The 26,834-nt window shown below is 59.3% G+C and carries 23 protein-coding genes; 8 read left to right on the top strand and 15 right to left on the bottom strand.

Going from position 1 to position 26,834, the window contains the following annotated elements; translation table 11 throughout:
• Nucleotides 1-13 precede the first annotated feature (13 nt).
• A complete protein-coding gene (gene dnaG / locus ACIF4X_RS22530) occupies nt 14-1,978 on the bottom strand; it encodes a DNA primase (RefSeq protein WP_397483790.1) in 1,965 nt (654 codons plus the stop codon).
• Between the two features lie 486 nt (nt 1,979-2,464).
• On the bottom strand, nt 2,465-2,680 hold the full coding sequence (gene rpsU / locus ACIF4X_RS22525; protein WP_002551877.1) for a 30S ribosomal protein S21: 216 nt from the start codon (nt 2,678-2,680) through the stop codon (nt 2,465-2,467).
• A gap of 199 nt (nt 2,681-2,879) precedes the next feature.
• Between rpsU and tsaD the strand changes: the two genes are divergently transcribed.
• The gene (gene tsaD, locus ACIF4X_RS22520) at nt 2,880-3,905 is read left to right on the top strand and encodes a tRNA (adenosine(37)-N6)-threonylcarbamoyltransferase complex transferase subunit TsaD (RefSeq protein ID WP_397483789.1); all 1,026 of its coding nucleotides are present in this window, start codon (nt 2,880-2,882) and stop codon (nt 3,903-3,905) included.
• Between the two features lie 23 nt (nt 3,906-3,928).
• On the opposite strand, the gene plsY is transcribed toward tsaD, so the two are convergent.
• The gene (gene plsY / locus ACIF4X_RS22515) at nt 3,929-4,498 is read right to left on the bottom strand and encodes a glycerol-3-phosphate 1-O-acyltransferase PlsY (RefSeq protein WP_242208955.1); all 570 of its coding nucleotides are present in this window, start codon (nt 4,496-4,498) and stop codon (nt 3,929-3,931) included.
• A 74-nt stretch (nt 4,499-4,572) separates the two neighbouring features.
• On the opposite strand from plsY, the gene folB reads away from it, so the two are divergent.
• Together folB and folK are read left to right on the top strand one after the other, a co-directional pair.
• Nucleotides 4,573-4,929 (top strand): dihydroneopterin aldolase, encoded by a 357-nt coding sequence (folB, locus tag ACIF4X_RS22510; protein WP_034155079.1) that lies wholly within the window; start codon nt 4,573-4,575, stop codon nt 4,927-4,929.
• Nucleotides 4,920-5,435: a 2-amino-4-hydroxy-6-hydroxymethyldihydropteridine diphosphokinase gene (gene folK, locus ACIF4X_RS22505; protein WP_397483788.1), complete on the top strand. Its 516-nt coding sequence runs from the start codon at nt 4,920-4,922 to the stop codon at nt 5,433-5,435. Before folB ends, folK begins: the two co-directional genes overlap by 10 nt.
• Before the next feature lie 91 nt (nt 5,436-5,526).
• Here folK and ACIF4X_RS22500 read toward each other — a convergent pair whose 3' ends face one another.
• The 11 genes from ACIF4X_RS22500 to ACIF4X_RS22450 all read right to left on the bottom strand — a co-directional run bounded on the left by ACIF4X_RS22500 (nt 5,527) and on the right by ACIF4X_RS22450 (nt 19,638).
• Nucleotides 5,527-6,750, bottom strand: a complete 1,224-nt coding sequence (locus ACIF4X_RS22500) for a multifunctional CCA addition/repair protein (protein ID WP_397483787.1) — start codon at nt 6,748-6,750, stop codon at nt 5,527-5,529.
• A gap of 63 nt (nt 6,751-6,813) precedes the next feature.
• Nucleotides 6,814-8,376: a SpoVR family protein gene (locus ACIF4X_RS22495; protein ID WP_397483786.1), complete on the bottom strand. Its 1,563-nt coding sequence runs from the start codon at nt 8,374-8,376 to the stop codon at nt 6,814-6,816.
• Nucleotides 8,373-9,644, bottom strand: coding sequence for a YeaH/YhbH family protein (locus ACIF4X_RS22490; RefSeq protein WP_397483785.1), 1,272 nt, complete (start codon nt 9,642-9,644; stop codon nt 8,373-8,375). Before ACIF4X_RS22490 ends, ACIF4X_RS22495 begins: the two co-directional genes overlap by 4 nt.
• A gap of 121 nt (nt 9,645-9,765) precedes the next feature.
• Nucleotides 9,766-11,688 carry a PrkA family serine protein kinase gene (locus ACIF4X_RS22485; RefSeq protein ID WP_007910115.1) on the bottom strand — a complete coding sequence of 641 codons (1,923 nt, stop codon included), beginning with the start codon at nt 11,686-11,688 and terminating at the stop codon, nt 9,766-9,768.
• A gap of 297 nt (nt 11,689-11,985) precedes the next feature.
• Nucleotides 11,986-12,315, bottom strand: a complete 330-nt coding sequence (gene glpE, locus ACIF4X_RS22480) for a thiosulfate sulfurtransferase GlpE (protein WP_397483784.1) — start codon at nt 12,313-12,315, stop codon at nt 11,986-11,988.
• A gap of 33 nt (nt 12,316-12,348) precedes the next feature.
• On the bottom strand, nt 12,349-13,230 hold the full coding sequence (locus ACIF4X_RS22475) for a symmetrical bis(5'-nucleosyl)-tetraphosphatase (RefSeq protein ID WP_397483783.1): 882 nt from the start codon (nt 13,228-13,230) through the stop codon (nt 12,349-12,351).
• Nucleotides 13,230-13,610 carry a Co2+/Mg2+ efflux protein ApaG gene (gene apaG, locus ACIF4X_RS22470; RefSeq protein WP_322845015.1) on the bottom strand — a complete coding sequence of 127 codons (381 nt, stop codon included), beginning with the start codon at nt 13,608-13,610 and terminating at the stop codon, nt 13,230-13,232. Before apaG ends, ACIF4X_RS22475 begins: the two co-directional genes overlap by 1 nt.
• Nucleotides 13,611-13,723: 113 nt before the next feature.
• Nucleotides 13,724-14,542, bottom strand: coding sequence for a 16S rRNA (adenine(1518)-N(6)/adenine(1519)-N(6))-dimethyltransferase RsmA (rsmA, locus tag ACIF4X_RS22465; protein WP_397483782.1), 819 nt, complete (start codon nt 14,540-14,542; stop codon nt 13,724-13,726).
• The gene (gene pdxA, locus ACIF4X_RS22460; protein ID WP_397483781.1) at nt 14,539-15,528 is read right to left on the bottom strand and encodes a 4-hydroxythreonine-4-phosphate dehydrogenase PdxA; all 990 of its coding nucleotides are present in this window, start codon (nt 15,526-15,528) and stop codon (nt 14,539-14,541) included. The genes rsmA and pdxA overlap by 4 nt, the downstream gene beginning before the upstream one ends.
• Complete coding sequence (surA, locus tag ACIF4X_RS22455; RefSeq protein WP_397483780.1) at nt 15,525-16,847, bottom strand: peptidylprolyl isomerase SurA; 1,323 nt, start codon at nt 16,845-16,847, stop codon at nt 15,525-15,527. The genes pdxA and surA overlap by 4 nt, the downstream gene beginning before the upstream one ends.
• A complete protein-coding gene (locus ACIF4X_RS22450) occupies nt 16,822-19,638 on the bottom strand; it encodes an LPS-assembly protein LptD (protein WP_397483779.1) in 2,817 nt (938 codons plus the stop codon). The genes surA and ACIF4X_RS22450 overlap by 26 nt, the downstream gene beginning before the upstream one ends.
• Before the next feature lie 130 nt (nt 19,639-19,768).
• Here ACIF4X_RS22450 and ACIF4X_RS22445 point away from each other — a divergent pair, with 130 nt between their 5' ends.
• The 3 genes from ACIF4X_RS22445 to ACIF4X_RS22435 are packed head-to-tail and all read left to right on the top strand — an operon-like array spanning nt 19,769 to nt 22,225.
• Nucleotides 19,769-20,788 (top strand): aminoglycoside phosphotransferase family protein, encoded by a 1,020-nt coding sequence (locus tag ACIF4X_RS22445; protein WP_397483778.1) that lies wholly within the window; start codon nt 19,769-19,771, stop codon nt 20,786-20,788.
• A complete protein-coding gene (gene murU, locus ACIF4X_RS22440; RefSeq protein WP_397483777.1) occupies nt 20,785-21,456 on the top strand; it encodes an N-acetylmuramate alpha-1-phosphate uridylyltransferase MurU in 672 nt (223 codons plus the stop codon). The genes ACIF4X_RS22445 and murU overlap by 4 nt, the downstream gene beginning before the upstream one ends.
• A gap of 1 nt (nt 21,457) precedes the next feature.
• Nucleotides 21,458-22,225: a TerB family tellurite resistance protein gene (locus ACIF4X_RS22435; RefSeq protein WP_397483776.1), complete on the top strand. Its 768-nt coding sequence runs from the start codon at nt 21,458-21,460 to the stop codon at nt 22,223-22,225.
• Between the two features lie 126 nt (nt 22,226-22,351).
• Here ACIF4X_RS22435 and ACIF4X_RS22430 read toward each other — a convergent pair whose 3' ends face one another.
• Nucleotides 22,352-23,341, bottom strand: a complete 990-nt coding sequence (locus tag ACIF4X_RS22430) for an alpha/beta hydrolase family protein (RefSeq protein WP_397483775.1) — start codon at nt 23,339-23,341, stop codon at nt 22,352-22,354.
• A 73-nt stretch (nt 23,342-23,414) separates the two neighbouring features.
• Here ACIF4X_RS22430 and ACIF4X_RS22425 point away from each other — a divergent pair, with 73 nt between their 5' ends.
• Together ACIF4X_RS22425 and ACIF4X_RS22420 are read left to right on the top strand one after the other, a co-directional pair.
• Nucleotides 23,415-25,808: a PAS domain S-box protein gene (locus tag ACIF4X_RS22425; RefSeq protein ID WP_397483774.1), complete on the top strand. Its 2,394-nt coding sequence runs from the start codon at nt 23,415-23,417 to the stop codon at nt 25,806-25,808.
• Between the two features lie 103 nt (nt 25,809-25,911).
• Nucleotides 25,912-26,541: a response regulator transcription factor gene (locus tag ACIF4X_RS22420; protein WP_038363404.1), complete on the top strand. Its 630-nt coding sequence runs from the start codon at nt 25,912-25,914 to the stop codon at nt 26,539-26,541.
• The last annotated feature ends 293 nt before the right edge of the window (nt 26,542-26,834 follow it).

The raw sequence follows: 26,834 nt of genomic DNA, 5'->3' as shown, positions 1-26,834 counted from the left end.
CTTAGCTATGACCTCACGCGCCAGTTGAGGTCGGGTTTGATGCGGAAACATTGCGACTTAGAAGGTCGCGCAGTTGATTTTTCTCTTCAATACTCAGTTCGCTTTGACGCGCTTTCCTGAGCAACTGTTCCAGATTTCGCTCGCGTTGGCGGGCTGACAAGCTAGTAATGGTGTCGAAAAACTGTTGTTCAAGGTTATCTCCGTCAATCAGCCATTCCTTTTCTGCCAGTGCCTTGAGCAAGCGACCCTGTTCAGTGCCGTGCCATCGCGCGATCAACTGAAATGAGTTTAGCTTGGGATTCTTCTGTACGGCTTCGAGCAGCGCCACAAGGAGCTGGGCGTTGGTCTGATTCTCGTCTGCAATGTGCCCGGCATCTTCGACGCGCTCGGCCAGTTGCGGGTGATGAAGCAGGGTGCGCAGGGCGGTCAGGGTCGGCGACTCGACACCAATCGGCGTGCGCGGGCGTTGCTGATCGCGATCACCGCCACGCTTGCCGTTCTTGTCCCAAGGCTTCTTGTCCCATTTCTTGCCGCCGGCGCCGGGTTTCTTCGGCGTCCATTCCTGCTGCGGCACATACATGTCCTGTGCCTGCGGCTGATGGTAGTCGCTGTAGTCCGGCATTGCGTCGTAATTGATGCCCGGATCGTAGGCGGGCGGCGCTTCCTGCGGCGCGCTTTGTGCGAGCTGACTGACGGTCTCGCTGCTCAGGCCGGTAATTTCGGTCAGGCGTTGACGCATCAGGATGCGCAGGTTGGCGCCTGGTACTTTGTCGATCAGCGGGGCCGCGAGGGTGGCCATGTGCGCCTTGCCTTCGAGCGAGCGCGGATCGGCTTCTTCGGTCAGTTGCTGGAAGAAATAATCCGCCAACGGCTGTGCGTGCTGATTGATTCGCGCCTTGAACGCGTCAGTGCCTTCGGCGCGCACCAGAGTGTCCGGGTCTTCGCCTTCGGGCAGAAACAGAAAGCGGGCACGGCGGCCGTCCTGCAGGCTCGATAGCGTTGCTTCAAGGGCGCGCCACGCGGCGTTGCGGCCGGCCTGGTCGCCGTCGAAGCAGAACAATACGTTGGGCACGACGCGAAACAGGCGCTTCAAATGTTCTTCGCTGGTCGCAGTGCCCAGCGTTGCGACGGCATTTTTCAGGCCTTGCTGGGCGAGTGCGATGACGTCCATATAGCCTTCGACGACGATGATTTCGTCGAGGTTGCGGTTGTTCTTGCGCGCTTCATAAAGGCCGTAGAGTTCCTGACCTTTATGGAAAACCGGGGTTTCCGGTGAGTTCAGGTATTTCGGTTTGTCGTCGCCGAGTACGCGGCCACCGAATGCGATGATGCGGCCGCGGGTGTCGCGGATCGGGAACATCACGCGATCGCGGAAGCGGTCATAGCGTTTGCCGGTTTCGGCGTTCTCGATCAACAGGCCGGCGTCGATCATGGCCTTCTGCTGCAGGGTGTCGCTGCTCAAGTGCTTGAACAGGTTGTCCCAGCCGGGCGGCGCGAAGCCGAGCCCGAAATCCCGCGCGATTTCGCCAGTCAGTCCGCGGCCCTTGAGGTAATCCACTGCGGCTTTGCGCGAAGGATGGCTCTTGAGTGCCTGACGATAAAAATCGGCTGCAGCGGTGAGCAGCGGATACAGCGGCGAATCGGTCGGCTGGCGGGGTTTGTGCGGGCGGCCGCTTTCTTCGCGGGGGATTTCCATGCCGGCGGCTTTCGCCAGATCTTCAACGGCCTGGGGGAAATCCAGGTTGTCGTGATCCATGAGAAAGCCGAGGGCGTTACCGCCGGCACCGCAGCCGAAGCAATAGTAGAACTGCTTGTCGGGGCTGACGCTGAAAGACGGGGTTTTCTCTTTGTGGAACGGGCAACAGGCGGTGTAGTTCTTGCCGGCCTTCTTCAATTGCACGCGCGAACTGACCACATCGACGATGTCGGTGCGGTTCAGCAGGTCGTCAATGAAGCTCTGGGGAATCAGCCCGGCCATGGCGTTCTCGTCGTCTGCGCTGTAATAAGTCCGATGCGTCAGGCTGGCGGACGCGGGTCGTTGTTTGAAGCGCGCAAAATAGGCGGCTCGACCGGTGTCGTCTGCGTAATCGCTGTCGGGAAGTGTATCTGCCGAAAATACCCTGACGTTAGTACTCATCAGTCTTCGACTATTTGAAAGTGTTGCGCTGAATCCGCTGACGGCCGGTTAAGGGCCTCGGATAGCTCAATAAAGCGGGCACGCATGCAGGTGCCTTGGGCTGATCGTCGTAAGAGGAATCAGTGGGTGTGCTCGTCAGTAGCCTTGAAAGGCTCGTCAGAAAAGACGTGCACCGCTGGCAAAAGAGCCAGGTCTGACGTGTGAAGCAGATTCGTCTTGGTCGCATGTGCGGCTTCGACGGTGAAGCATCAAGCGTTTTACGCAAATGCCATTAGCCCGGCTGAGAGCCGGGCTTAGGCAAAGAAGCTTGCAACGAACGTCTGTATATTAGTACAGACGAACGGCGCGGCGCTGTTCGCGCTGAACTTTCTTGGCGTGACGCTTAACAGCGGCTGCTGCTTTGCGCTTACGCTCAGAAGTTGGCTTCTCGTAAAATTCGCGGCTACGAACTTCAGCCAGTACACCGGCTTTTTCGCAGGAGCGCTTGAAACGACGCAGAGCTACGTCGAAGGGTTCGTTCTCTTTAACTTTGACGGCTGGCATCCAGAGCTACCTTCATTCATTACCGGGGTCAACATCCTCGCGGCAAAAGAGCACTTGAAGACGTCGGTTTTTAAGGGTTGCGGATGTTAACCCCTCATCGCTCGGAATGCAAAGCCTCTGATCGAAAACCGCTGGTCGGGGCATCACGTGGCGACTATTATGCGCGCCTTCGAATTCAGCCTAAACAAGGCGCAAACCCATGCTAGTACTGGGATTAGAAACCTCCTGCGACGAAACCGGCGTCGCATTATATGACAGTGAACGCGGCTTGCTGGCCGATGCATTATTCAGCCAGATCGACCTGCACCGCGCCTATGGCGGCGTGGTGCCGGAGCTCGCCTCGCGTGACCACGTCAAGCGCATGCTGCCCTTGATTCGTCAGGTGTTGGCCGAGGCTGACTGTGTGCCGACCGAGATCGATGCGATCGCCTATACCGCGGGTCCCGGGCTGGTTGGCGCGTTGCTGGTCGGTGCTTCCTGCGCTCAGGCGCTGGCCTTTGCCTGGGGCATTCCTGCGCTCGGCGTGCACCACATGGAAGGGCATTTGCTGGCGCCGATGCTGGAGCCAAAACCGCCGGAATTTCCGTTCGTCGCTTTGTTGGTCTCCGGTGGTCATACGCAGCTGGTTCAGGTCGATGGCATCGGTCAATACAGCCTGCTTGGCGAGACGCTCGATGATGCCGCCGGCGAAGCGTTCGACAAGACTGCAAAGATGATGGGCCTCAATTATCCGGGCGGACCGGAAATCGCCAAACTGGCCGAGAAGGGCGTCGCAGGACGTTTCACCTTTCCGCGTCCGATGTGCGATCGCCCGGGCCTGCAATTCAGCTTCAGTGGTCTGAAAACGTCTGCTCTCAACGCCTGGCAGCAGTGCGTCAACGCCGGGGACGACAACGAGCAAGCCCGTTGCGACATCGCGCTGGCGTTCCAGCAGGCCGTGGTGGAGACTTTGACCATCAAGTGCAAGCGTGCCCTGAAACAGGCGGGCATGAAGCGTCTGGTGATCGCTGGCGGCGTCAGTGCCAACAAGGCCTTGCGTGTTTCGTTGGAGAAGATGCTCGGCGACATGAAGGGTGACGTGTTTTACGCCCGCCCGGAGTTTTGCACCGACAACGGCGCGATGATCGCGTTTGCCGGTTGCCAGCGCCTGCAGGCCGGTCAGCAGGAAAGTCTGGCGATCAGCGTGCAGGCGCGCTGGCCAATGGAGCAATTGTCGCCGTTGTGATGAGAGGCGCTCATGGGCGCTATTTAAAAATGCCGTTCGCGCCCGGCAAACAGGTCGCGTAGATTGCCGCGGTGGCGCCAGACGATCAGCAAGGTCAGTGCGCTCATCGGCAACAGCGCCTCCGGTTCCTGCCAGGCCAGCAGTGGCAGGGTCAGTGGCGTGGCGATCAGCGCGGCAAGCGAACTGGTGCGGGTCAGGTAAAACGTCAGCAACCAGGCGCATACTGCCAGCAGCGCGGCGGGGGGATACAGGCCGAGCAGCATGCCGGCGGCGGTGGCGACGCCCTTGCCGCCACGAAAGCGAAAGTACAGCGGGAACAGGTGACCGATCACGGCGCACACGCCGATCCATGCCTGATCCTGCAGCGAAAGGCCTGCAGCCGAGGCGATCAGCACCGGCACCAGGCCTTTGCACAGATCACCCAGCAGGGTCAGGATCGCGAGTTTGCGGCCGGCCAGGCGCAGCATGTTGGTGGCGCCGGCATTGCCCGAGCCACTCATTCGCGGATCCGGATTTCCGGTCAGGCGGCTGAGCAAGATGGCGAAGGACAGCGAGCCGAGCAGGTAGGCGAAAGTCGCCAGTAACCAAAACATGCTAACTATTCCGGGCGAGGACGCCCTGATTCTAACGGCGCATTGCGCCCTTGTCGTGCAGCGGAGAGAAGTGCTTGGACAGAGTGTTTATCGAGGGCCTGGAAGTCGACACCGTCATCGGTGCCTACGACTGGGAGCGCGGCATCCGACAGTGCCTGCGACTTGATCTGAGCTTCGCCTGGGACAATCGCCCGGCCGCCGCCGGTGACGACCTGACCCTGGCGCTCGACTACGCCAGCGTTTCTACGCGAATTCAGGCTTTTGCCGAGCAGGCGCAGTTCCAGTTGGTCGAGACGTTTGCCGAGCGTCTGGTCGAGGTGCTGATGAATGAATTCAAGATTACCTGGGTTCGCCTGAAATTGACCAAGCCAGGCGCTGTACCGGCTGCGAAAGGTGGCGTGGGTGTGGAGATCGAGCGCGGATGTCGCTGACTCAGGTCTACCTAGGGCTCGGTAGCAATATCGAGCGCGAAACCCATTTGCGCGCCGGGCTCGATGCTTTGGCGACGTTCCTGGTGGATATCCGCTGTTCGGCGGTGTTCGAGAGCCAACCGGTAGGGATCAAGAGCGGGCCGTTCTTCAACTTTGTGGTGTCGGCCTATACCGACCTGCCATTGATGGAACTGGATCGGCGCTTGAAGTTCATCGAGGCGGATAATGGCCGCTACGCGCCGGATCGCAAGGGTTTGCCACTGGATATCGACGTGCTGTTGTATGGCGAACTGGCGGGAAATTTCGACGGATTGATTTTGCCGCGTGCCGAGATTCTGAAAAATGCTTTTGTGTTGTGGCCGTTGTCGCTGATTGCGCCGGATCGCGTGCATCCGGGTGTGGGAAAAAGCTTTGCGACGCTGTGGGCCGAGGCGCAGATTGATCAGGTTTTAGCGCCGGTTGCGTTCGAATGGCGTGGTGCGCAGTTGACCCCGCAGAATCTTTAAAAGCAAAAGATCGCAGGCTGCGGCAACTCCTACAGAGAAACGCATATTCCCGTGTAGGAGCTGCCGCAGGCTGCGATCTTTTGATCTTGCTTTAGCTGTTTTCCTTGTAAGCCTTCAACGCCCTCAGTCGTTCACGCTTCAGTGCTTCGCCCAGTTCCGGGCCCTTGAATCCCTTCTCCAGCAACGGCTTCACCGCGACTTCCCGCGCAACCTTGGCAGCGCCACGCAGATAATCCGCCTGTGGATAACTTCTCTGCTCCAGCCCTTTGCGGCCTCGGGCGTCCATTTCGCACGCGACGATAAACTCCTCAAACCGCTGTGGCCGGCGATAGACATCAAAACTCTGCAGCAGCTCCAGCAATGTCGAAGCCTTCAGCTCCAGCGCCCGGTGGCAATGGGTGTGGTATTTGCCGACCAGTAGTGCCAGTTCCTGGCAATCCTTCGGCGCCTTGAAGCGCTCGTTGACCGCTTTGATCAGCTTCAGCCCCGTGTGCTCATGGGCGATGTGTCGCGGCCATTCTTCTTTCGGGGTCAAACCTTTGCCGAGATCGTGCAGCAGGCAAGCCCAGCGCACGGTCAACGGTTGTTTGTGCAGCGCAGATTGCTCCAGCACGCTGAGTGTATGCAGGCCAGTGTCGATTTCTGGATGATGGGCTTCCGGTTGTGGCACCCCAAAAAGAGCATCGACTTCCGGCATCAGCACCTTCAGCGCGCCGCAGTCGCGCAGCACCTGAATGAACACCTGCGGTTGATCTTCCAGCAGCGCACGGGAGATTTCTTTCCAGCTGCGTTCGGCGGTCAGCGCCTCCAGTTCACCGGACTCGCTGAGCTGACGCATCAGTTCCAGGGTTTCTGGCGCGACCGTGAAACCGAGTTCGGCGTAGCGCGCGGCGAAGCGGGCAACGCGCAATACACGGAGGGGATCTTCGGCGAACGCCGGAGATACATGGCGCAGAATTCGGGCTTGCAGATCGCGCTGGCCATGGTACGGATCAGTCAGATTATGCTGATCGTCCTCGGCCATGGCGTTGATGGTCAGGTCGCGGCGAATCAGGTCCTCTTCAAGCGTCACTTCAGGGCTGGCGTGAAAGGTGAAGCCGCCGTAACCGCGACCGCTTTTGCGTTCGGTGCGGGCGAGGGCGTATTCCTCGCCGCTTTTGGGGTGAAGAAATACCGGAAAATCCGCGCCGACCGGCCGATAACCCTTGGCGAGCATTTCTTCTGTGGTGGCACCGACCACCACCCAATCGATGTCGGTGACTGGCTTGCCCAGCAAGCGATCACGAACCGCGCCGCCAACCTTGAAAATCTGCATAAAAAACCTCCGTTAGCCCGACAGGATAACCCTTGCGTCAGACTTTCGGAGGCCGCTAGCGGATCAAAGATGAATGACGGCCAGATCCAGTCGACCGTAATCCCCTTCGCTGTGTTCGCTGCGTGGCGGAACGTGATGGGTTTTCATGATCTGGTCGCCTTGCAGGGTTTCCAGATGAATATCGAAGCCCCACAAGCGATGCAGGTGTTTGAGCACCTCGTCGGTGGAGTCGCCCAGCGGTTTGCGGTCGTGCTGCTGGTGGCGCAAGGTCAGTGAGCGGTCGCCGCGCCGATCGATGCTGTAGATCTGCACGTTGGGTTCGCGGTTGCCGAGGTTGTACTGCGCGGCGAGTGTTTCGCGGATGATTCGGTAACCGGGTTCGTCGTGGATGGCTGGCACCAGCAGGTCGTCCTTCTGATCGTCATCGAGGATGCTGAACAGTTTCAGGTCGCGGATCACTTTCGGTGACAGGTACTGCAGGATAAAGCTCTCATCCTTGAAGCTACTCATGGCGAACTTGATGGTCGACAGCCAGTCGGTCCCGGCGATTTCCGGGAACCAGCGATAGTCCTCTTCGGTAGGTTCTTCACACATGCGCCGGATGTCGCGATACATCGCAAAGCCCAGCGCGTAGGGGTTGATGCCGTTGTAGTACGGGCTGTCGAATCCTGGCTGAAACACCACGCTGGTGTGTGAGGTGAGGAATTCCATCATGAAGCCATCGGTGACCAGCCCTTCGTCGTACAGATCGTTCATCAGCGTGTAGTGCCAGAACGTCGCCCAGCCTTCGTTCATTACTTGGGTCTGGCGCTGTGGATAAAAGTACTGGGCGATCTTGCGCACGATCCGTACGATCTCGCGCTGCCACGGTTCCAGCAGCGGCGCGTGTTTCTCAATGAAGTACAGGATGTTTTCCTGCGGCTCGGCGGGGAAGCGTGCGTTGTCCCTGTCGCTGTACTTGTCCGCGCCTTTGGGGATAGTGCGCCACAGATCATTGATCTGTTTTTGCATGTGTTCTTCGCGATCTTTCTGCCGCCGGCGTTCCTCTTCGGCGGAAATCGGATACGGACGTTTGTAGCGGTCGACGCCGTAGTTCATCAAGGCATGGCAGGAGTCGAGCAGGTCTTCCACCGCGTCGATGCCGTGGCGTTCCTCGCACTGCATGATGTACTGCTTGGCGAACACCAGGTAATCAATGATCGAACTGGCGTCGGTCCAGGTGCGGAACAGGTAGTTGCCCTTGAAGAAACTGTTGTGGCCATAGCACGCATGGGCCACCACCAGCGCCTGCATGCAGATAGTGTTCTCTTCCATCAGGTAAGCAATGCACGGATCGGAGTTGATCACGATTTCGTAGGCCAGGCCCATCTGCCCACGGCTGTAGGACTTTTCGGTGCTGAGGAAGTGTTTGCCGTAGGACCAATGGTGGTAACCCAGCGGCATGCCCACCGAGGCATAGGCGTCCATCATTTGCTCGGCAGTGATCACTTCGATCTGGTTGGGATAGGTATCCAGCGCATAGCGAGCCGCGATCCGGGCGATTTCGCGGTCGTAGGTCTGAATCAGCTCGAACGTCCATTCGGAGCCGGTGGAAATGGGTTGGCGCTTCTGCTCTTTGGCGGTCATGTCACTAACCTGCGCTGGAAGAGTTCACGGAAGACCGGGTAGATATCCCCGGCCGAGACCAGTTGCTGCTGGGCAAAAGTGTCAGAGAAGGCGTCGGCGATGCGTTCGTACTCGTACCACAAGGCCTGATGTTCGCGCGGGGTGATCTCCACGTAAGTGTAGTACTGCACAAACGGCATGATCTGGTTGATCAGGATATCGCGGCAGATCGGCGAGTCGTCGTTCCAGTTGTCGCCATCGGAAGCCTGGGCCGCGTAGATGTTCCACTCGTTGCTCGGATAACGCTCGGCCATGATCTCCTGCATCAGTTTCAGGGCGCTGGAAACGATGGTGCCGCCGGTTTCCCGCGAGTAGAAAAACTCCTCTTCATCGACTTCCCGGGCACTGGTGTGGTGGCGGATGAACACCACGTCGATCTTGTCGTAGTTCCGTTTCAGGAACAGGTACAACAGGATGAAAAAGCGTTTGGCGATGTCCTTGGTCGCCTGGGTCATGGAGCCGGAGACGTCCATCAGGCAGAACATCACCGCTTTCGAGCTGGGGTTGGGCTGTTTGATCAGCAGGTTGTACTTCAAGTCGAACGTGTCGAGGAACGGCACACGATGGATGCGCGCGCTGAGTTTTTCGACTTCGGCCTCGAGTTCCTGAATATCGCCGAAGTTGTCCGGTTCTTCGCGTCTCAGACGTTCAAGTTCTTCTTTGACTTCACGCAGTTTCGCGCGACTGCTGCCAGACAGCGCGATGCGCCGTGCGTGGGCCGAGCGCAGGGTGCGGATGATGTTGATCCGTGACGGGTTGCCTTCGTTGCTGATCCCCGCGCGCACGGTTTTAAAGGTGTCAGTACCGCTGAGGTTGCGCTTGACCAGATTGGGCAGCTCGAGATCTTCGAACATGAACTCGAGAAACTCTTCCTGCGTAATCTGGAAGACGAATTCGTCCATGCCCTCGCCGGAATTGCCGGCCTTGCCCGGACCGCGTCCGCCGCCACCGCCCGGTGGCCGGGCGATGTGTTCGCCGGCAGTGAATTCCTTGTTGCCAGGATGAACCACGGTCTGCTTGCCGCCGCGGCCGTGGTGAAGCACCGGTTCGTCGATGTCGCGACCGGGAATGCTGATCTGTTCGCCGTGTTCCATATCGGTAATGGAACGCCGGCTGACCGCCTCTTCGACAGCCTTCTTGATGTGGTCACGGTAACGCCGCAGAAAACGCTGGCGGTTCACCGTGCTCTTGTTCTTGCCATTCAGACGTCGGTCGATCACATAACTCATAGGAAGCCCTCCGGGCAGCTTCAAGTTGTGAGCCTCAAGCTGCAAGTAAAAGCAGGTTCCCGGGCATCAGTGGGTTACGCGCTTTGTTCTTGCAGCTCGTAGCTAGAAGCTTGCAGCTGCTTCACTGCGACTTCCGTACCCGTAGGTACCATTCGGAAAGAAGCCGTACCTGTTTGTCGGTGTAGCCGCGTTCGACCATTCGAGTGACGAAGTCGTTGTGCTTTTGCTGATCCTCCTTGCTGGCCTTGGCGTTGAAGCTGATGACTGGCAGCAGATCTTCGGTGTTGGAGAACATTTTCTTCTCGATGACCACCCGCAGTTTTTCGTAGCTGAGCCAGGTCGGATTCTTGCCGTTGTTGTTGGCCCGCGCGCGCAGGACGAAGTTGACGATTTCGTTGCGGAAATCCTTCGGATTGCTGATGCCGGCCGGTTTTTCGATTTTCTCCAGTTCTTCGTTCAGGGCGACGCGATTGAGGATTTCGCCGGTTTCCGGATCGCGGTATTCCTGATCCTGAATCCAGAAATCCGCGTAGAGCACGTAGCGGTCGAAGATGTTCTGGCCGTACTCGCTGTAAGACTCGAGGTAAGCGGTCTGGATCTCCTTGCCGATGAACTCGATATAACGAGGTGCCAGGTACTCTTTCAGGTAGCGCAGATAGCGCTCGCGGGTTTCAGCCTGGAACTGTTCCTGTTCGATCTGTTGCTCAAGTACATAGAGCAGGTGCACCGGGTTGGCGGCGATTTCATGCGGATCGAAGTTGAACACCTTGGACAGGATCTTGAAGGCGAAGCGGGTCGACAGACCGTTCATGCCTTCGTCGACACCTGCCGAGTCGCGGTATTCCTGAATCGACTTGGCCTTTGGATCGGTGTCCTTGAGGTTTTCGCCGTCGTAGACGCGCATCTTCGAGTAAATGTTGGAGTTTTCCGGCTCCTTGAGGCGTGACAGCACCGTGAACTGCGCGAGCATTTTCAACGTGTCCGGCGCGCAATGCGCCTTGGCCAGGGAGCTGTTGAACAACAGTTTGTCGTAGATCTTCACTTCGTCGCTGACGCGCAGGCAGTAAGGTACTTTGACGATGTAAATCCGGTCGATGAACGCTTCGTTGTTCTTGTTGTTGCGGAAGGTGTGCCACTCCGATTCGTTGGAGTGAGCGAGCAGGATCCCGGTGAACGGAATCGCACCGAGGCCTTCGGTACTGTTGTAGTTGCCTTCCTGAGTGGCGGTCAGCAACGGGTGCAGCACCTTGATCGGTGCCTTGAACATTTCGACGAATTCCATCAGGCCCTGGTTGGCCCGGCACAGCGCACCGGAGTAGCTGTAGGCGTCGGCGTCGTTCTGTGGGTATTCCTCAAGTTTACGGATGTCGACTTTACCGACCAGCGCGGAAATGTCCTGGTTGTTCTCGTCGCCCGGTTCGGTCTTGGCCACGGCGATCTGATTAAGGATCGACGGGTACAGTTTGACCACGCGGAACTGGCTGATGTCTCCACCGAATTCGGCCAGGCGTTTGGTCGCCCAGGGCGACATGATGGTGTTCAGGTAGCGTCGTGGAATGCCGAAGTCTTCCTCGAGGATCGCGCCATCTTCGGTGGCGTTGAACAGACCCAATGGCGATTCGAATACCGGCGAACCCTTGATCGCATAGAAGGGCACTTTTTCGATCAGTTGTTTCAGCTTCTCGGCCAGGGACGATTTACCGCCACCAACGGGGCCGAGCAGGTAGAGGATTTGTTTCTTCTCTTCCAGGCCTTGGGCGGCGTGGCGGAAATACGAGACGATCTGGTCGATGCATTCTTCCATCCCGTGGAAGTCTTCAAAGGCCGGATAGCGACGGATCACCTTGTTGGAGAAGATGCGTGACAGCCTCGAATTGGTCGAGGTGTCGAGCAGTTCCGGCTCACCGATGGCCAGCAATAGACGCTCGGCGGCGGAAACGTAGGCGCTACGGTCCTTCTTGCACAGCTCCAGGTACTCTTGCAGCGAGAGTTCTTCCTGGCGTGTGGACTCGAAGCGTTGTTGGAAGTGGCTAAAGATACTCATGACGTCACCTCGCTCGATACGTGGAGCCGACGCCGGATCACTCAGTCGATGCTGGCAAGCAGCCGCGGTGGCAGCTGTTTGTTTACCCCCCAGAACACTTCCACGATCGACAATCGTGAAAGTCACTCCCGATGACCCGTGCGCCGGTGTACCGGCTCTCCCCTGATTTGGATGGCCTGGGCTTAAGGATAGTTGGGAATTCGGGAGGTAAAGGCGAGATACGTAATTAGTTGTGGCAGGACCGTTCGTCTGCCCGCGCAGGCCCACGGCAGCCGGGGCCTGCGCGTGACAAAAAAATTATTCGGCGGTGCCTTGGACAGTTTCCGCAGGATAAGTCGTACGCCACAACTCGAAGCCGCCATCCATGCTGTAGACGTCGGAGAAACCCTGGCTGATCAGGTAGGCTGCGGCGCCCTGGCTGGAATTGCCGTGGTAGCAGACAACAACGGTCGGTGCATCGAGGTCGGCGCCTTGAATGAAGGCGTGCAGGGAATGATTGTCCAGATGCTTCGAGCCGCTGATGTGCAGGGCGGCAAAAGTCGCCGGGTCGCGGACGTCGACGACCACGGCGCCTTGTTCACGCAGGGCCTGGGCCTGCTCCGGGGGGATTCGTTTGAAATCGCTCATGGCGGGTTCCTGTTGCTCGGCTGAATGCGCAGTCTAACGCGGTGCGTTGACTGGCGAAGTTTCGGGGATAAGTGGTGCGAAGGTCGGGGCGAGGCCGCCGTGTTCATCGCATTTACACGACAGGCGTTCACCGCTGTCGACGTTCATCAGGGTCAGGCTGCCGCCCCAGACACAACCGGTGTCCAGCGCCGAGATGCCTGGCTCATGGATATTGCCTTCCAGTGCTGCCCAGTGACCGAAGATGATCCTCAGGCCACGGGTTTTGCGCTCTTTGTGCTGGAACCACGGTTTGTAACCCGGTGGCGCGGTGTCGAGGCCTTCCTTGCTCTTGAGGTCGAGCTTGCCGTCGGCGGTGCAGAAACGCATACGGGTGAAATAGTTGGTGATGACACGCAGGCGGGTAACGCCTTTAAGGTCGTTGTCCCATTTCGCCGGGTCGTTGCCGTACATGCCGTCGAGGTAGGCGGGGAACAGATTGTCATCACGCAGGGCGGCTTCGACTTCGGTAGCGCACTTCAACGCGCGACGCAGTGACCATTGCGGTGGAATGCCGGCATGGACCATGGCGACGTCACGCTGCTCGTCGTAGTGCATCAGCTTTTGCAGGCGCACCCATTCAAGCAATTCGGCGCAGTCCGGCGCTTCGAGAATCTCGCGCAGCGTGTCGGACTTCTTCAAACGCTCGATATTTTTAGCCGCAGCCAGCAGATGCAGGTCGTGGTTACCGAGCACGCAGACCAGCGATTCACGCATGCCATATAGAAAGCGCAGGGTTTCCAGCGACTGCGGGCCACGGTTGACTAGATCGCCGACCAACCATAAGCGGTCGAGTTTCGGATCGAACGCGACTTGCCTGAGCAGGCATTTGAGCGGCTCGAGGCAGCCTTGCAGGTCGCCGACGGCATACGTTGCCATCAGTGCAAGGCTCCGGGCACCGCCAGACGGAAAGGTTTGATGATGGCGTCGAAATGTTTGCCATCGTCGGCGACCATTTCGTAGGTGCCCTGCATGGTGCCGACCTTGGTGGTCATCACTGTGCCGCTGCTGTAGGTGTGGCTTTGCCCGGCATCGATCAACGGTTGCTGACCCACGACGCCGGCGCCGCGTACTTCCTCGACATGGCCATCACCATCGGTGATCACCCAGTGCCGCGAAAGGAGCTTGGCCGGGATTGCGCCATTGTTCTGCACGGTGATGGTGTAGGCGAAGGCGAAGCGGTCGTGCTCGGGTTGCGATTGGTCTGCCAGATAGCGGGTAACGACGCTGACATCGACCTGGTAACGGGAATCGGACATGCAAAGGGCCTTAAACGAAGCGGAACGCGGGGCGTAGCTGATGGGGAATCAGTCTAGGCAAGTATCGGGCAGTAAACCAGAGTGGCGTCCTGCCCGATAGCGTTCATCGTTTATCAGTCAGCGGCGGGGGAGGCCGGGACCTGAATGGCGAGCTGGTCGGCCAGGCGTACGAACGCGGCCAGATCCAGTTGCTCGGGACGCAGGCTGCCATCGACGCCGGCGGCTTCGATTTCAGCGTTGCTGAGCAATTGCTTGAGGGTGTTGCGCAGGGTTTTGCGGCGTTGGTTGAACGCTTCACGCACAACGCGCTCCAGCAACTTGTGATCCTTGGCCGGGTGCGGCAGTACGGCGTGCGGTACCAGACGGACGATCGCCGAGTCGACCTTCGGCGGCGGGTTGAACGCGCCCGGGCCAACGTTGAACAGGTGCTCTACGCGGCAGTGGTACTGAACCATGATCGACAGACGACCCCAGTCACCACCACCAGGGCCTGCGGCCAGACGCTCGACCACTTCTTTCTGCAGCATGAAGTGCATGTCGCGAATGATGCCGGCGTTGTTCAGCAGGTGAAAAATCAGCGGCGTCGAGATGTTGTACGGCAGGTTGCCGACTACGCGCAGGCTGTTCGGCGCGGCATTCAGGGAGTTGAAGTCGAACTTCAGTGCATCGCCCTGATGCAGGTTGAAATTGCTTTTGCCGGCAAACTGCTGGTTGAGGATCGGGATCAGGTCCTTGTCCAGTTCCACCACGTCGAGTTGCGCGCCGGAGTTAAGCAGGCCGGCGGTCAATGCGCCCTGGCCCGGGCCGATTTCCAGCAGGCGGTCTGCAGGCTTGGCGCTGATGGAGCGCAGGATGCGGTCGATGACGCCGGCATCGTGCAGGAAGTTCTGGCCAAAGCGTTTGCGCGCCTTGTGTTGGTATTGCTCGGTCATAAACGGGTCTCGGCCATCTGGTAGGCGGTTTCCAGGGCGACTTGCAGGCTGCCGGTGTCGATCTTGCCGCTGCCGGCCAGATCCAGGGCGGTGCCGTGGTCGACCGAGGTGCGGATGATCGGCAAGCCAAGGGTCACGTTGACGGCAGCGCCGAAGCCTTTGTACTTGAGCACAGGCAAACCCTGGTCGTGGTACATCGCCAGCACTGCATCGCAGTGCTCCAGATATTTGGGGGTAAACAGAGTGTCGGCAGGCAGTGGGCCACGAAGATCCATGCCCTCGCCGCGCAGGCGCTCTAATGTTGGTTCAATGATGTCGATTTCTTCATGGCCCAGGTGTCCGCCTTCACCGGCGTGCGGGTTGAGCCCGCAGACCAGGATGCGTGGCTGGGCGATGCCGAATTTGTGTTGCAGGTCGCTGTGCAGAATCCGTGTGACCCGTTCCAGCCGCTCTGACGTGATCGCATCGGCGATGTCGCGCAGGGGCAGATGGGTGGTGACCAGTGCCACGCGCAAACCCCGCGTGGCGAGCATCATCACCACTTGGGCGGTATGAGTCAGGTCTGCGAGGAATTCCGTGTGCCCGGAAAAAGCGATCCCCGATTCGTTAATCACACCCTTGTGCACAGGGGCGGTGATCATTCCGGCGAAGTCGCCGTTGAGGCAACCGTTGCCGGCACGGGTCAGGGTTTCGAGAACGAACGCAGCGTTGGCCTTGTCCAGTTGCCCGGCAACCACGGGGGCGCTCAGCGGTGTATCCCAGACGTACAGGCTGTCGGCGGGCGCCGGAGCGTCCGGCCAGTGATCCGGTGCGACGTCCAGCAAGTTGACAGCCAGCCCCAGTTGCACGGCCCGCTCTTTGAGCAGGTCGCGGCTGGTGATGGCAATCAGGGGATGTGGCTGGGCTTGCGAGGCGAGCAGCAGGCACAGGTCGGGACCGATGCCGGCTGGTTCGCCGGGTGTCAGCGCGAAACGCTGGGGTTTCACTGCGCTGCCTGGTCTGCACCAGGGAGTTTGATCTCAACGTACGCTTCGTCACGGATCTGACGCAGCCAGGTTTGCAGCTCTTCGTCGTATTTGCGGTTACGCAGTACGGTCATGGCTTGCTGCTCGCGGGCCTGTTCGGTGCTGTCGGTGGCGCGACGGCCAAGGACTTCCAGAACGTGCCAGCCGTATTGGGTCTGGAACGGCTTGGACAGCTGACCTTGTGGGGTCTTGGCCATCACTTCGCGGAATTCCGGAACCAGTGCGTTCGGGTCGATCCAGTTCAGGTCGCCGCCGTTAAGCGCCGAGCCCGGGTCTTCGGAGTAGCTTTTGGCCAGAGTGGCGAAATCTTCACCGGCCAGAATACGCTCGTACAGCGATTGAACCAGCGCCTTGGTCTTCGCTTCGTCGCGAATCGGGCTCGGCTTGACCAGAATATGACGTACATGCACTTCATCGCGCATCTGCGCTTCGCCACCCCGTTTTGCCAGCAGCTTGAGGATGATGAAACCACCCGGTGTGCGTGCAGGTTGAGTGATGTCGCCGACGGCCATGCTGCTCAGCTCGCGGTCGAACGGCGGTGGCAGTTGCGCGGCTTTACGCCATCCCATGTCGCCGCCTTCCAGCGCGTTGTCGCTGCCGGACTTGGCAACGGCCATCTGGCCGAAGTCAGCGCCTTGCTTGAGTTGCTGGTAAACCTCCATGGCCTGACGGGCAGCGCTCTGAATGGCGTCAGAGTTGGCGCTTTCCGGCGTCGGGATCAGGATGTTGGCCAGGTGCAGCTCTTCGGACAGTTGCATTTTGCCGAGGTCGGACGCGAGGAAGTTCTTCACTTCCTGCTCGGAGACCTGAATGCGCTCTGCCACGCGACGCTGACGTACACGGCTGATGACCATCTCGCGCTTGATCTGGTCACGGGCGTCGTCATAGTTCAGACCGTCGTGAGCCAGGGCGGCACGGAACTGCTCAACCGTCATGTTGTTACGCTGGGCAATGGTGCCGACTGCCTGGTTCAGCTCTTCGTCGGTGATGCGGATGCCGGAGCGTTCGCCGATCTGCAGTTGCAGGTTTTCGACGATCAGGCGTTCGAGCACCTGTTGATCCAGTACGCCGGGAGGCGGCAGGCCGCCGCCACGCTTGGCGATGGTCTGCTGAACTTCGTGGACGCGCTGGTCCAGTTGACTCTGCATGACCACGTCGTTGTCGACGATCGCTACCACTTTGTCGATGGATTGAACTGCAGCGTTAGCCGCAGTACCCAGGAACAGCGCGCCCAGCATCAGCGGGCGCAGACAATCAGAAAGCTTGGTCTTCACGTTCACGATAACCTTGAATGCCTTTGTCGAGGAAGCTCTCTACCTTGGCGCCGGTGAGGCCGCCGAGTCCCTTCAGAACAATTTGGAGGAAGACGCCATGGTCGCCTTTTTCGTTTTGCGGAGCTTCCTGGCTGAACTCGTCATAGGAAACCCAGTAACGGTTGATCAGGCGCAGTTTCCAGCAGCAGTTGTCGTACTCGAAGCCACCGAAGGCTTCCAGGGTACGGTTACGGTTGTAGTCATACTGCCAGCGGCTGATCGCGTTCCACTGCGGAACGATCGGCCAGATGACCGAGAAGTCATGCTGCTGGATCTTGTAGTAGTCCTTCACGTAGCCAGGCGTGCCTGGTGTGCCGTAGTCACCACCGCCCACCGACCATTTACCGGTGTTCTGGTCATAACGAACCTGGTCATTGCGATAGCGATAACCGGCGTTGATGACCTTGTTCGGGTTGTCTTCAGGCTGGTAGTGGAACATCGCGCTGCCGGAACGCGGGCTGCGGCTGTCCGGGTCCCAGTTGTAGTCGGCCGTGGTGCGCCAATCGCGGTTCCAGCGGTATTCGTATTCCAGTGCGTATGGCGAAACGTTGGATTTCGCGTCATCACGGGTTTTTGCATCGATGCCCGGCAGTTGAACTTCACGATCCTTGAAGTACAGCGCCTGACCGACGCTGATGCGTTGACGTTCGAAACCGTCGTCTTCGATCCAGCGGCTGGTCACGCCCAGAGACAGTTTGTTCTCGTCGCCGACACGGTCGGAGCCGGAGAAGCGATTGTCACGGAACAGCGAGGTGTAGTTGAAGGTGTATTCGCTGGTGTCGAAAACAGGGATGTCTTCCTGATTTTCTTCAGGTACATAGAGGTAGAACAGTCGGGGTTCCAGCGTCTGACGATAATTTTTGCCGAAGAACGACGTGTTGCGGTCGAAGTACAGGCCACTGTCGATGCTGGCGATTGGCACGCCGCGGTTCTGGTTGCTGCCGAACTTGCCGCCAACATAGTCGGTACCTGCTGCCGCTGCTGCATTTTGCTGAGCAACGATCTGCGACTTCCCGGTACCGTCCAGATCCAGCTGATACTGGGTGTACTGATACTTGAGCGACGGCTTCAGGAAGCCGTAGGTCCAGTTCATCGGCAGGCTGACACCTGGCTTCAGATTCAGACGGTCGCCGTTCGCGCGATCCAGGCCTTGAATGTTGTTGTCCAGACGAGGCTCTGTCGTGACGCCGTCTTCCTGAGTGAAAGTGCCTGTTTTCAGGTCACGATCAAACCGCACCAACTCGGTCTCGTAATCGAAATTCAAACCTTCCGGATGGTACGGCAGCTGACCATTGAAGGTGATCTGCGGCAGACGGCCATACGGCGTGATGTTCGAAACGGTAGCCAACTGGTACTGCTGAGCATTCAACCGTGCGGTGTAGCTGTCGCCACGGTAAGTCACCGAGCCCTGTTGATTCACGTAGTCGCTGGATTTCACGCCAATCTGATCGGTCTGCAGATCCTGGAAGTAATAAGGATCGCTGATCTTGGTGTAATCGACCTCGGTGAGCACACGGGAGTCGAGACCACCCTTGTGCTGCCAGTTATACATGTAGCGGGTTTTTTCGTAGTCGGTCTGCTTGCTGCGCTCGGTATCGTCATCGTTCAGATACGCCGCACCGAACTGACCTTCACTCGACTTGGTCAGGTAACGGAACTCACCTTCCACCAACATGCCACGCTTGCTCATGTAACGCGGGTACAACGTGGCGTCGTAGTTCGGTGCCAGGTTGAAGTAGTACGGCGTCACCAGCATGAAGCCGGTATCGCTGCCGCTGCCGATGGTCGGCGGCAGGAAGCCCGACTGACGGCGATCGTCGATCGGGAAATAGATGTACGGCGTGTACAGAATCGGAATGTCTTTGACGCGCAGCGTCACGTTGGTCGCGGTACCGAAACCGGTGGCCGGGTTCAAGGTGATGTTGTTGCCCTTGAGCTGCCAGGCATTGCTGTTCGGTTCGCACGTGGTGTACGTGCCGTCCTTCAAGCGAATGATCGCGTTCTCGGCGCGCTTGGCGTACAGCGCGTTACCGCGAATGCGCGATTTGTGCATCACGTATTCGGCGTTGTCGACTTTGGCTTCACCGGTGTCGAGTTGCACGTCGGCGTGGTCGCCAACGATCAGCGCGCCGTTGTCGCGGATGCGCACATCGCCATTGAGTTCGGCGCGGCTCTCGGCCTGATACAGGCTGGCCTCGTCGGATTCAACCTGCATGCTGCCCTGACGCAGGACGACATCGCCGGCCAGCGTACCGACTTGATCATCGGTGTTATAGCGCGAGGCTTTTGCGCCGATAAAGGTCGGTGCATCGCTTTTATTCGTCTTGTCATTCATGCCAGGACGAATCGGTTCGATATAGGCACCAGAGCAGTAAGGCCCGGTCTCGGCCAATTGGGCGGCGGTGAGCTTCTCGCGCGGAACCCAGTCGAGGTGACTGAAGTCTTCGCTACGGGATTTCAGACCGCGGCCTTTGGCTTCGGTGACCAGCGCCGTTTTAGGGGCTGTGTCGGCGACCGAACCGTTCTCGGTCGCGGCTTCGCCGGTAGCGCTGACGGCACTGCCGTCATGCACCGGGCGCGGCGGCAACGCAGCAGCGGTTGATTTGGGCGCACAGGCCCAACCACCCGAAGCCGAGACGGAGCAGTCATACTGCTCGGCGGCAACAACGAATTGACTGGCCAGAGGTTGCATAGCCAGCAGACTGCCGGTTACCAACAACGGAAATTTTTTACGAAACGCGGGGGATTTCAATGCCATCATACGCGTCCGGGCTTCCTGCGGGCCCTCGGCCCGCGGTGTGGGCCGCACGCCTCTCGATGGTCTGAAAAAGATGCTGGATAATAAAGCATGACCCGCTTGACGGCTAGCGCCGTCGGAGACCCTTGCAATGCCTGACCAAGATGTACGCTTGCAACACCTGAAAGTTTGGCTCGATGAGCAGTTGGCAATCCTGTTTGCAGATCAAGGCTGGGGCCCTGTCCCCCCGGCCACGTTGACCGCGGCCAGCAGCGACGCGAGTTTCCGCCGCTACTTCCGTTGGGAAGGCGAGGGCAAAAGCTTTGTCGTGATGGACGCTCCGCCGCCGCAGGAAAACTGCAAACCGTTCGTGGATATCGCTTTTTTGCTGGCGAAATCCGGAATAAATGTGCCGAAAATTTATGCCGAAGACCTCGAGCGTGGATTTCTTTTGCTCAATGACCTGGGTAAGAAGACCTATCTCGACGTGATCGATGGCGAAAATGCCGAACAATTGTTCAGCGATGCCCTGCAAGCGCTGCTGGCTTTTCAGCAGTTGCCGATGGTTGCACCGTTGCCAAGCTACGACGTTGCGTTGCTGCGTCGTGAGCTGGAACTGTTCCCCGAGTGGTATGTGAAGCGTGAACTCGGTGTCGAATTCGATTCGACCCAGCAACAGCAGTGGCAGCAGGTCAGTGAGCTGCTGATCGACAGCGCGCTCGCCCAGCCCAAAGTACTGGTGCACCGCGACTACATGCCGCGCAACCTGATGCTCAGCGAGCCGAACCCGGGCGTGCTGGATTTCCAGGATGCGGTCTACGGCCCGGTGACCTACGACGTGACCTGCCTGTTCAAGGATGCCTTTCTCAGTTGGCCTGAAGCGCGTGTGCGCGGCTGGCTGGAAAGTTATTGGCAACAAGCCTCGGCACTGAACATCCCGGTGCAGCCGGACTTCGAAGACTTCCTGCGCGCCAGCGACCTGATGGGCGTACAGCGCCACCTGAAAGTCATCGGCATCTTCGCGCGCATTTGTCATCGTGATGGCAAGCCGCGCTATCTGTCCGACGTACCGCGTTTCTTCTCTTATATAGAGGCGGTGATTGCGCGTCGTGCTGAATTGGCAGAACTGCAAGCGCTGTTCACCAGCCTGCGGGGTGGAGCAATAGCATGAAGGCAATGATTCTGGCGGCAGGCAAAGGCGAGCGCATGCGCCCCCTGACCCTGACTACGCCGAAACCACTGGTACGTGCCGGCGGTGTTCCCCTGATCGAATACCACCTGCGCGCCCTAGCAGCGGCCGGGTTCAACGAGATCGTGATCAACCACGCCTGGCTCGGTCAGCAGATCGAAGATTACTTGGGCGACGGTGCGCAATTTGGTGTGAGCATTCAGTACTCGCCGGAAGGTGAGCCACTGGAAACCGGCGGCGGGATTTTCCGTGCGCTGCCACTGCTCGGCGATGATGCCTTTCTGGTGGTGAACGGTGATATCTGGACCGATTACGACTTCAGCGTGTTGCATCAGCCGATCAACGGGCTCGCGCATCTGGTACTGGCCGACAATCCGGCGCATCACCCGAACGGTGATTTCACACTGGTCGACGGCAAGGTGCACGACGGTCAGTCGGACGCTGCGACCCTGACCTACAGCGGCATCGCGGTGCTTCATCCTCAACTGTTCGACGGTTGCAACGACGGCGCCTTCAAACTGGCGCCGCTGCTGCGTAACGCCATGGCGTCTGGCGAAGTCACCGGCGAGCGTCTGAAAGGTCACTGGGTGGATGTCGGTACGCACGAGCGTCTGGCCGAAGCTGAAACCTTGATAGAAGCGAGTCGCTGACATGTTGTGGCCAGGGACTCTGATTGGAGCCGGAGCGGGTTTTGCGATCGCGAGCATTCCGGGGGCCATGCTTGGGGCATTGTTGGGGCAGGCGCTGGATCGGCGCCTGCACCTGCAAAGCTGGGGGCATTTGCGGGAAAAACTCGGCGGTCGGCCGATGTTGCGCAACGACGAATTGTTGTTTGTGCTACTCGGTCGTCTGGCCAAAAGTGACGGTCGGGTCACTGACGGGCATATCCAGCAGGCGCGTAACGAAATGCGTGCGCTGGAAATGAGCGAGCCGGCGACGCGTCGGGCGATTGCCGCGTTCAATCGCGGCAAGTCCGGCAGCGACAACCTGCGCGGTTATCTACGGCGCCTGAGTGCGCAGCCGCACGCCGCCGAAGGCGTGTTGCGCGCCTGTTGGCGGATGGTCTGGGCCGATGGTCGTGCGGGTGTCAGTGAGCGTGAATTGCTGGCTCAATGGGGCAAGTGGCTGGGGTGGACAACGCATCAGGTGCAGGCATTGGCCAGCGATTACGAGCCAGGCAAGCGACCGATCGTCAGTGCTGCAGTGAGTTATCAGGAGGCGATGCGTTTATTGGGCGTGTCGGCGTCCAGTGAACCGGCACAGATCAAGCGAGCCTATCGGCGCCTGCTCAGTCGTCATCATCCGGACAAGATTGCCGGTACGGGGGCGACGCCCGTGCAGGTGCGTGAAGCCACCGAAAAAACCCGTGAGTTGCACAATGCCTACACGTTGATCCGTGAGCGGCGGGATTTTCGCTAACCGTTAGAGCTGTGTTGCCAGTGATGGCCCCTTCGCGAGCAAGCTCGCTCCCACATTGGATCTGCGTACACAATCCATTGTGGGGGCGAGCTTGCTCGCGAATGAAGGCGCCTCGGTCTTATTCGGTCAGTCCGAGTTCTGCGGATTCAGCCAGCCACGCACCCGGCGGAACAACTGTTCCTGTTCAGCCTTGTTATCCGGCAGGGCCTTGAGCGCGACCTGGCTGAACGCCGAGGTCTTCAAGCGCTTGCTCGCCTGCATACGCTCAAGCGCAGCATTGCGGTCCAGTGGCTTGTCCATATAGAAAATATCCGCGGTCGGCAGTTTCAGAGTCGGCGTCAGTTCGGCCAGTGGCGGTTTGGCCTTGGCTGGCATCTGCGCATCGACCATGACGAATTTTTCCACCTGCGCCGTTTGTTTTTCGCTCAGATAACGCGCAGCCCAATAAGCACCGGTGCCGTGTCCGAGCACGACAATGCTGCGCGCGCTCTGCTGTTCGGCGTACGCAATCGCCGCGTCGATGCGCGCGAAGATGCGTTCGGCGTCAGCCTTGGACTGCTCTTCAATGGTTTCGGCGACCACCTGATCCGCGACTTCGGCTTCACCGCCAGCGGCTTGCTCGATCGGTTGCGCGGTGGTGGAGTCCTTGCTCCCGGACTCCGGGGCTTTCGGCACAGCGGGTGCCTCGACCACGCGCGGAGCAATGGCATCGCTTTGCAGGTCGGGCAGCGTGATACTCAGGCTGCTCCACTTCGCATCTGGCAGTTTGCGTCGCAATGGGCCGATTGCCTGCGGCCAGTCGGCGGTTTCGCCGGCGCCGGGGATGATGATCACCGCGCCTTTGGGCTCGGCGGTGTTGGCCGGTTTCCACAGGGCGAGAAAGGTGTCGCTGCCGGCCTGCAACTGTTGTTGTTCTTGCGTCGGGACTTTACGTTCCAGTGCGGCGGCCTCTTCCTGACTACGCTCAAGCAGTGGCTGGCGTTCGGCCGGTTTTGCTTCGGCAGGTTTTTCCGCCGTGGCGGCGGGCGCCGGATCGGCGGCTTCGACGGAAAACGCACAAGGCAGGATCAGCGACAGGCACAATGCTGGCATTGCCAGGCGGTAGACAGAGGGCATCGGTTATTCCAGGCCAGAAAGTATCCCGGCAGCCTAATGGGTTGGTCAGAATTTGTCAGTGTATGAGACTTCAATGAAGCGATTTTGCTGCCTGTGGGTTATCGGCTGTTTGTGGTTTCCCTTGATGGGCTGGGCGGCGCCTGCGCCGCCGTCTCATCTTGCACAGTTGTCGGCGGGCCAGCAGCAATGGCTGGCGCAACACAATGAATTGCGCGTTGGTCTGGTGTTGCAGGCGCCCTATGCTCAATACGACCGGCGTTTGCAGCGGCTGTCCGGGGCCAACGTCGAACTGATGAAGTTGTTGGCCAAGGTGCTCAATGTCGAACTGAGCTGGCGCAATTTTCAGGATCTCGCGCAATTGGAGGCCGCCATGCGCGAGGGCGAGATCGATATTGCTCCGGGCCTGAGTCAAACCCCGAGTGCCCTGCGTCTGTGGCAGTTCTCCGATCCGTACATGCGCGTGCCGCAACTGGTGGTCAGCGACCAGAAGGCCAGTGGTGTGGTCGATCTGGAGAAGCTCGACAGTCAGGTCCGCGTCGCCGTGCGCATGCCCAGCAGCACGGCTGATTACCTGCGTGGCAACTACCCCCATCTGAATCTGCAAGGTGTACCACTGGAGCGTCAGGCGTTGCAGTTGCTGTTGAGTCAGCAGGCCGCCTACGCCGTGGTCGATGAAGCGCAGCTCGGGCGCCTGTCGGTGGAGCCTGAGTTCGCCGGGCTGGTGGTGGTCGGCGATATCGGCCTGCCACAACTGCTGCGCGTCGGCTCGCGCCGCGATTGGCCAGAGTTGGCCGGCATCATTCAAAATGCGCTGCGTGCAATCCCGGCCAAGGATCTGGAGCAGTTACACAACCAATGGCTGCAAGCGAAATATCCGCGACTCTCGGAGTCGCCGGGGTTCTGGCAAAACCTCAGCTTGTTGTTTGCAGTGATGCTGCTCAGTTGTGTGGCGATCGTATTCTGGCAGCGTCGCCAACAGCACAGCCTCGAACAGCGATTGCTGGCCGCCCGGGAAGACATCGCCATGCGCGCGGCCAACGAACAAGCGCTGCGGTTGACGCAGTTCTCCATCGACCAAAGCACCGTCGGCATCCTTTGGGTCAACTGGGACAGCCATGTGCGCTACGCCAATCGCGCGGCGGAAATCATGCTCGGTTATCCCTCGGGCGGGTTGATCGAGCGCCCGCTGATCGACTTTGAGCCCGGTTTGCACATGGATCGCTGGCTCAATCTGTGGAAGCGCGCGCGGGCCAGCGAAGAAGGGCCGCTGAGTTTCGAAACCAGTTGCGTGCGCGCCGACGGCCGTGTTTTGCCAGCGGATGTATCGCTGAGTTTTCTGCGCTTTCGCGACAGCGAATACCTGGTGGTTTACCTCACCGACGTGACCGAACGTCGCCGTGCACTGGCGGCGTTGCAGGAAAGCGAGGCGCGGTTGCAGGGCATTGCCGCCAACGTGCCGGGGCTGGTGTTCCGTCTGGAGCGGGCGCCAGTGACCGGGCAGATCGACTTTGCCTACATCAGTGAGGGCAGCGAAAGTCTGGTTGGCTATGCGCCGGCCACTCTCGCGCATCGCGACATGGGGCTGCGTAGTCTGGTGCACCCAGACGACAAGGCCGGTTATCACCAAACCCAGGATCAGGCGCTGGACACTGACAGCGACTGGTCGTGGCAGGGCCGAATCCTCACACGTCAGGGCGAGCAGCGCTGGGCCGAGATCAAGGCGATTACCCGACAACTGGAGGATGGCGCCTACGTTTGGGACGGCATCGTCTGGGACATCACCGAGAGCAAGCGTATCGAGCTGGAGCTGGCGGCCTCGCGCGAGCAACTGCGCGAACTGTCGGCGCACCTTGAGAGCGTGCGTGAAGAAGAGAAGGCGCGAATTGCCCGCGAGGTTCACGATGAGTTAGGGCAGATGCTTACGGTGCTGAAACTGGAGACATCGATGTGCGAATTGGCCTACGCGCAACTCGATTCCGGCCTGAACGAACGGTTGAACAGCATGAAGCGTCTGATCGCCCAGTTGTTTCAGTTGGTGCGTGATGTGGCGACGGCGTTGCGCCCACCGATTCTCGATGCCGGAATTGCGTCGGCGATCGAATGGCAGGCGCGCCGATTTGAGGCGCGTACGCAGATTCCGTGTCTGGTGCAGGTGCCGGACAATCTGCCGGCGCTCAGCGATGCCAAGGCGATTGGCCTGTTCCGGATTCTGCAGGAGGCGCTGACCAATGTGATGCGCCATGCTCAGGCGCATACTGTGGAACTGACGCTGGCGCTGGAAGGCGATGAATTGTGTCTGACGGTCAGTGATGATGGCGTAGGATTTGTCGCCGCTGCCGGTCGGCCGACTTCGTTTGGTTTGGTCGGCATGCGTGAGCGAGTGCTGATCATGGGCGGGCGGCTGGTGCTGGAGAGTGAGCCGGGGGAGGGCACCAGTCTTAAAGTGTGGGTGCCGCTGGATCGCTAAAAGATCGCAGCCTTCGGCAGCTCCTACAGGGGAATGCGTTCAATGTAGGAGCTGCCGCAGGCTGCGATCTTTTAGCGTCAATGCAAATATCGAGGAGAGGCAAGTGATCCGTGTACTGGTAGCCGAAGACCACACCATCGTCCGCGAAGGCATCAAGCAATTGATCGGCCTGGCCAAGGACCTGCAAGTGGTGGGCGAGGCGAGCAATGGCGAACAATTGCTCGAGACCCTGCGCCATATTCCGTGCGAAGTGGTGCTGCTCGACATCTCCATGCCCGGGGTCAATGGCCTCGAAGCAATTCCGCGCATCCGGGCACTGAACAATCCGCCGGCGATTCTGGTGCTGTCGATGCACGACGAAGCGCAGATGGCCGCGCGGGCGCTGAAGGTCGGCGCGGCCGGGTATGCGACCAAGGACAGCGATCCGGCGCTGTTGCTCACCGCCATTCGCAAAGTCGCGGCGGGGGGGCGTTACATCGATCCGGATCTTGCTGACAGAATGGTTTTCGAAGTCGGCCTGACCGATGCGCGGCCTTTGCACTCTCTACTTTCCGAGCGCGAATTCTCGGTGTTCGAACGCCTCGCCCAAGGCGCCAACGTCAACGACATCGCCCAGCAACTGGCCCTGAGCAGCAAGACCATCAGTACCCACAAGGCGCGACTGATGCAGAAACTCAACATCACCTCGCTGGCCGAACTGGTCAAATACGCGATGGAACACAAACTTCTCTAGATACACCACTAAACCCTGTGGGAGCTGGCTTGCCAGCGATGATGGAATGTCGGTCACATCCATGCAGGCTGAACCACCGCTATCGCTGGCAAGCCAGCTCCCACAGGGTTCTCTGTTTAGCCTGAGAATGTAGGCATATCCATTAGCGACAAGTGCTTTTGCCGTTGCTTGCGGCTCGCAGCTCAACCCTCGCCACTGCCTTATCCATCAGCGCCATCCTTGTAGGGCAATCCCTACCCCCAACCTTCCATCCGGCTGAGGCGATTCTCTCCTGCGCCCCGATTTGCGTGCCT

The organism is Pseudomonas sp. NPDC085632, from assembly GCF_044541255.1.
GTDB lineage: Bacteria > Pseudomonadota > Gammaproteobacteria > Pseudomonadales > Pseudomonadaceae > Aquipseudomonas.
This window is presented reverse-complemented; position numbering and strand designations above follow the sequence as displayed.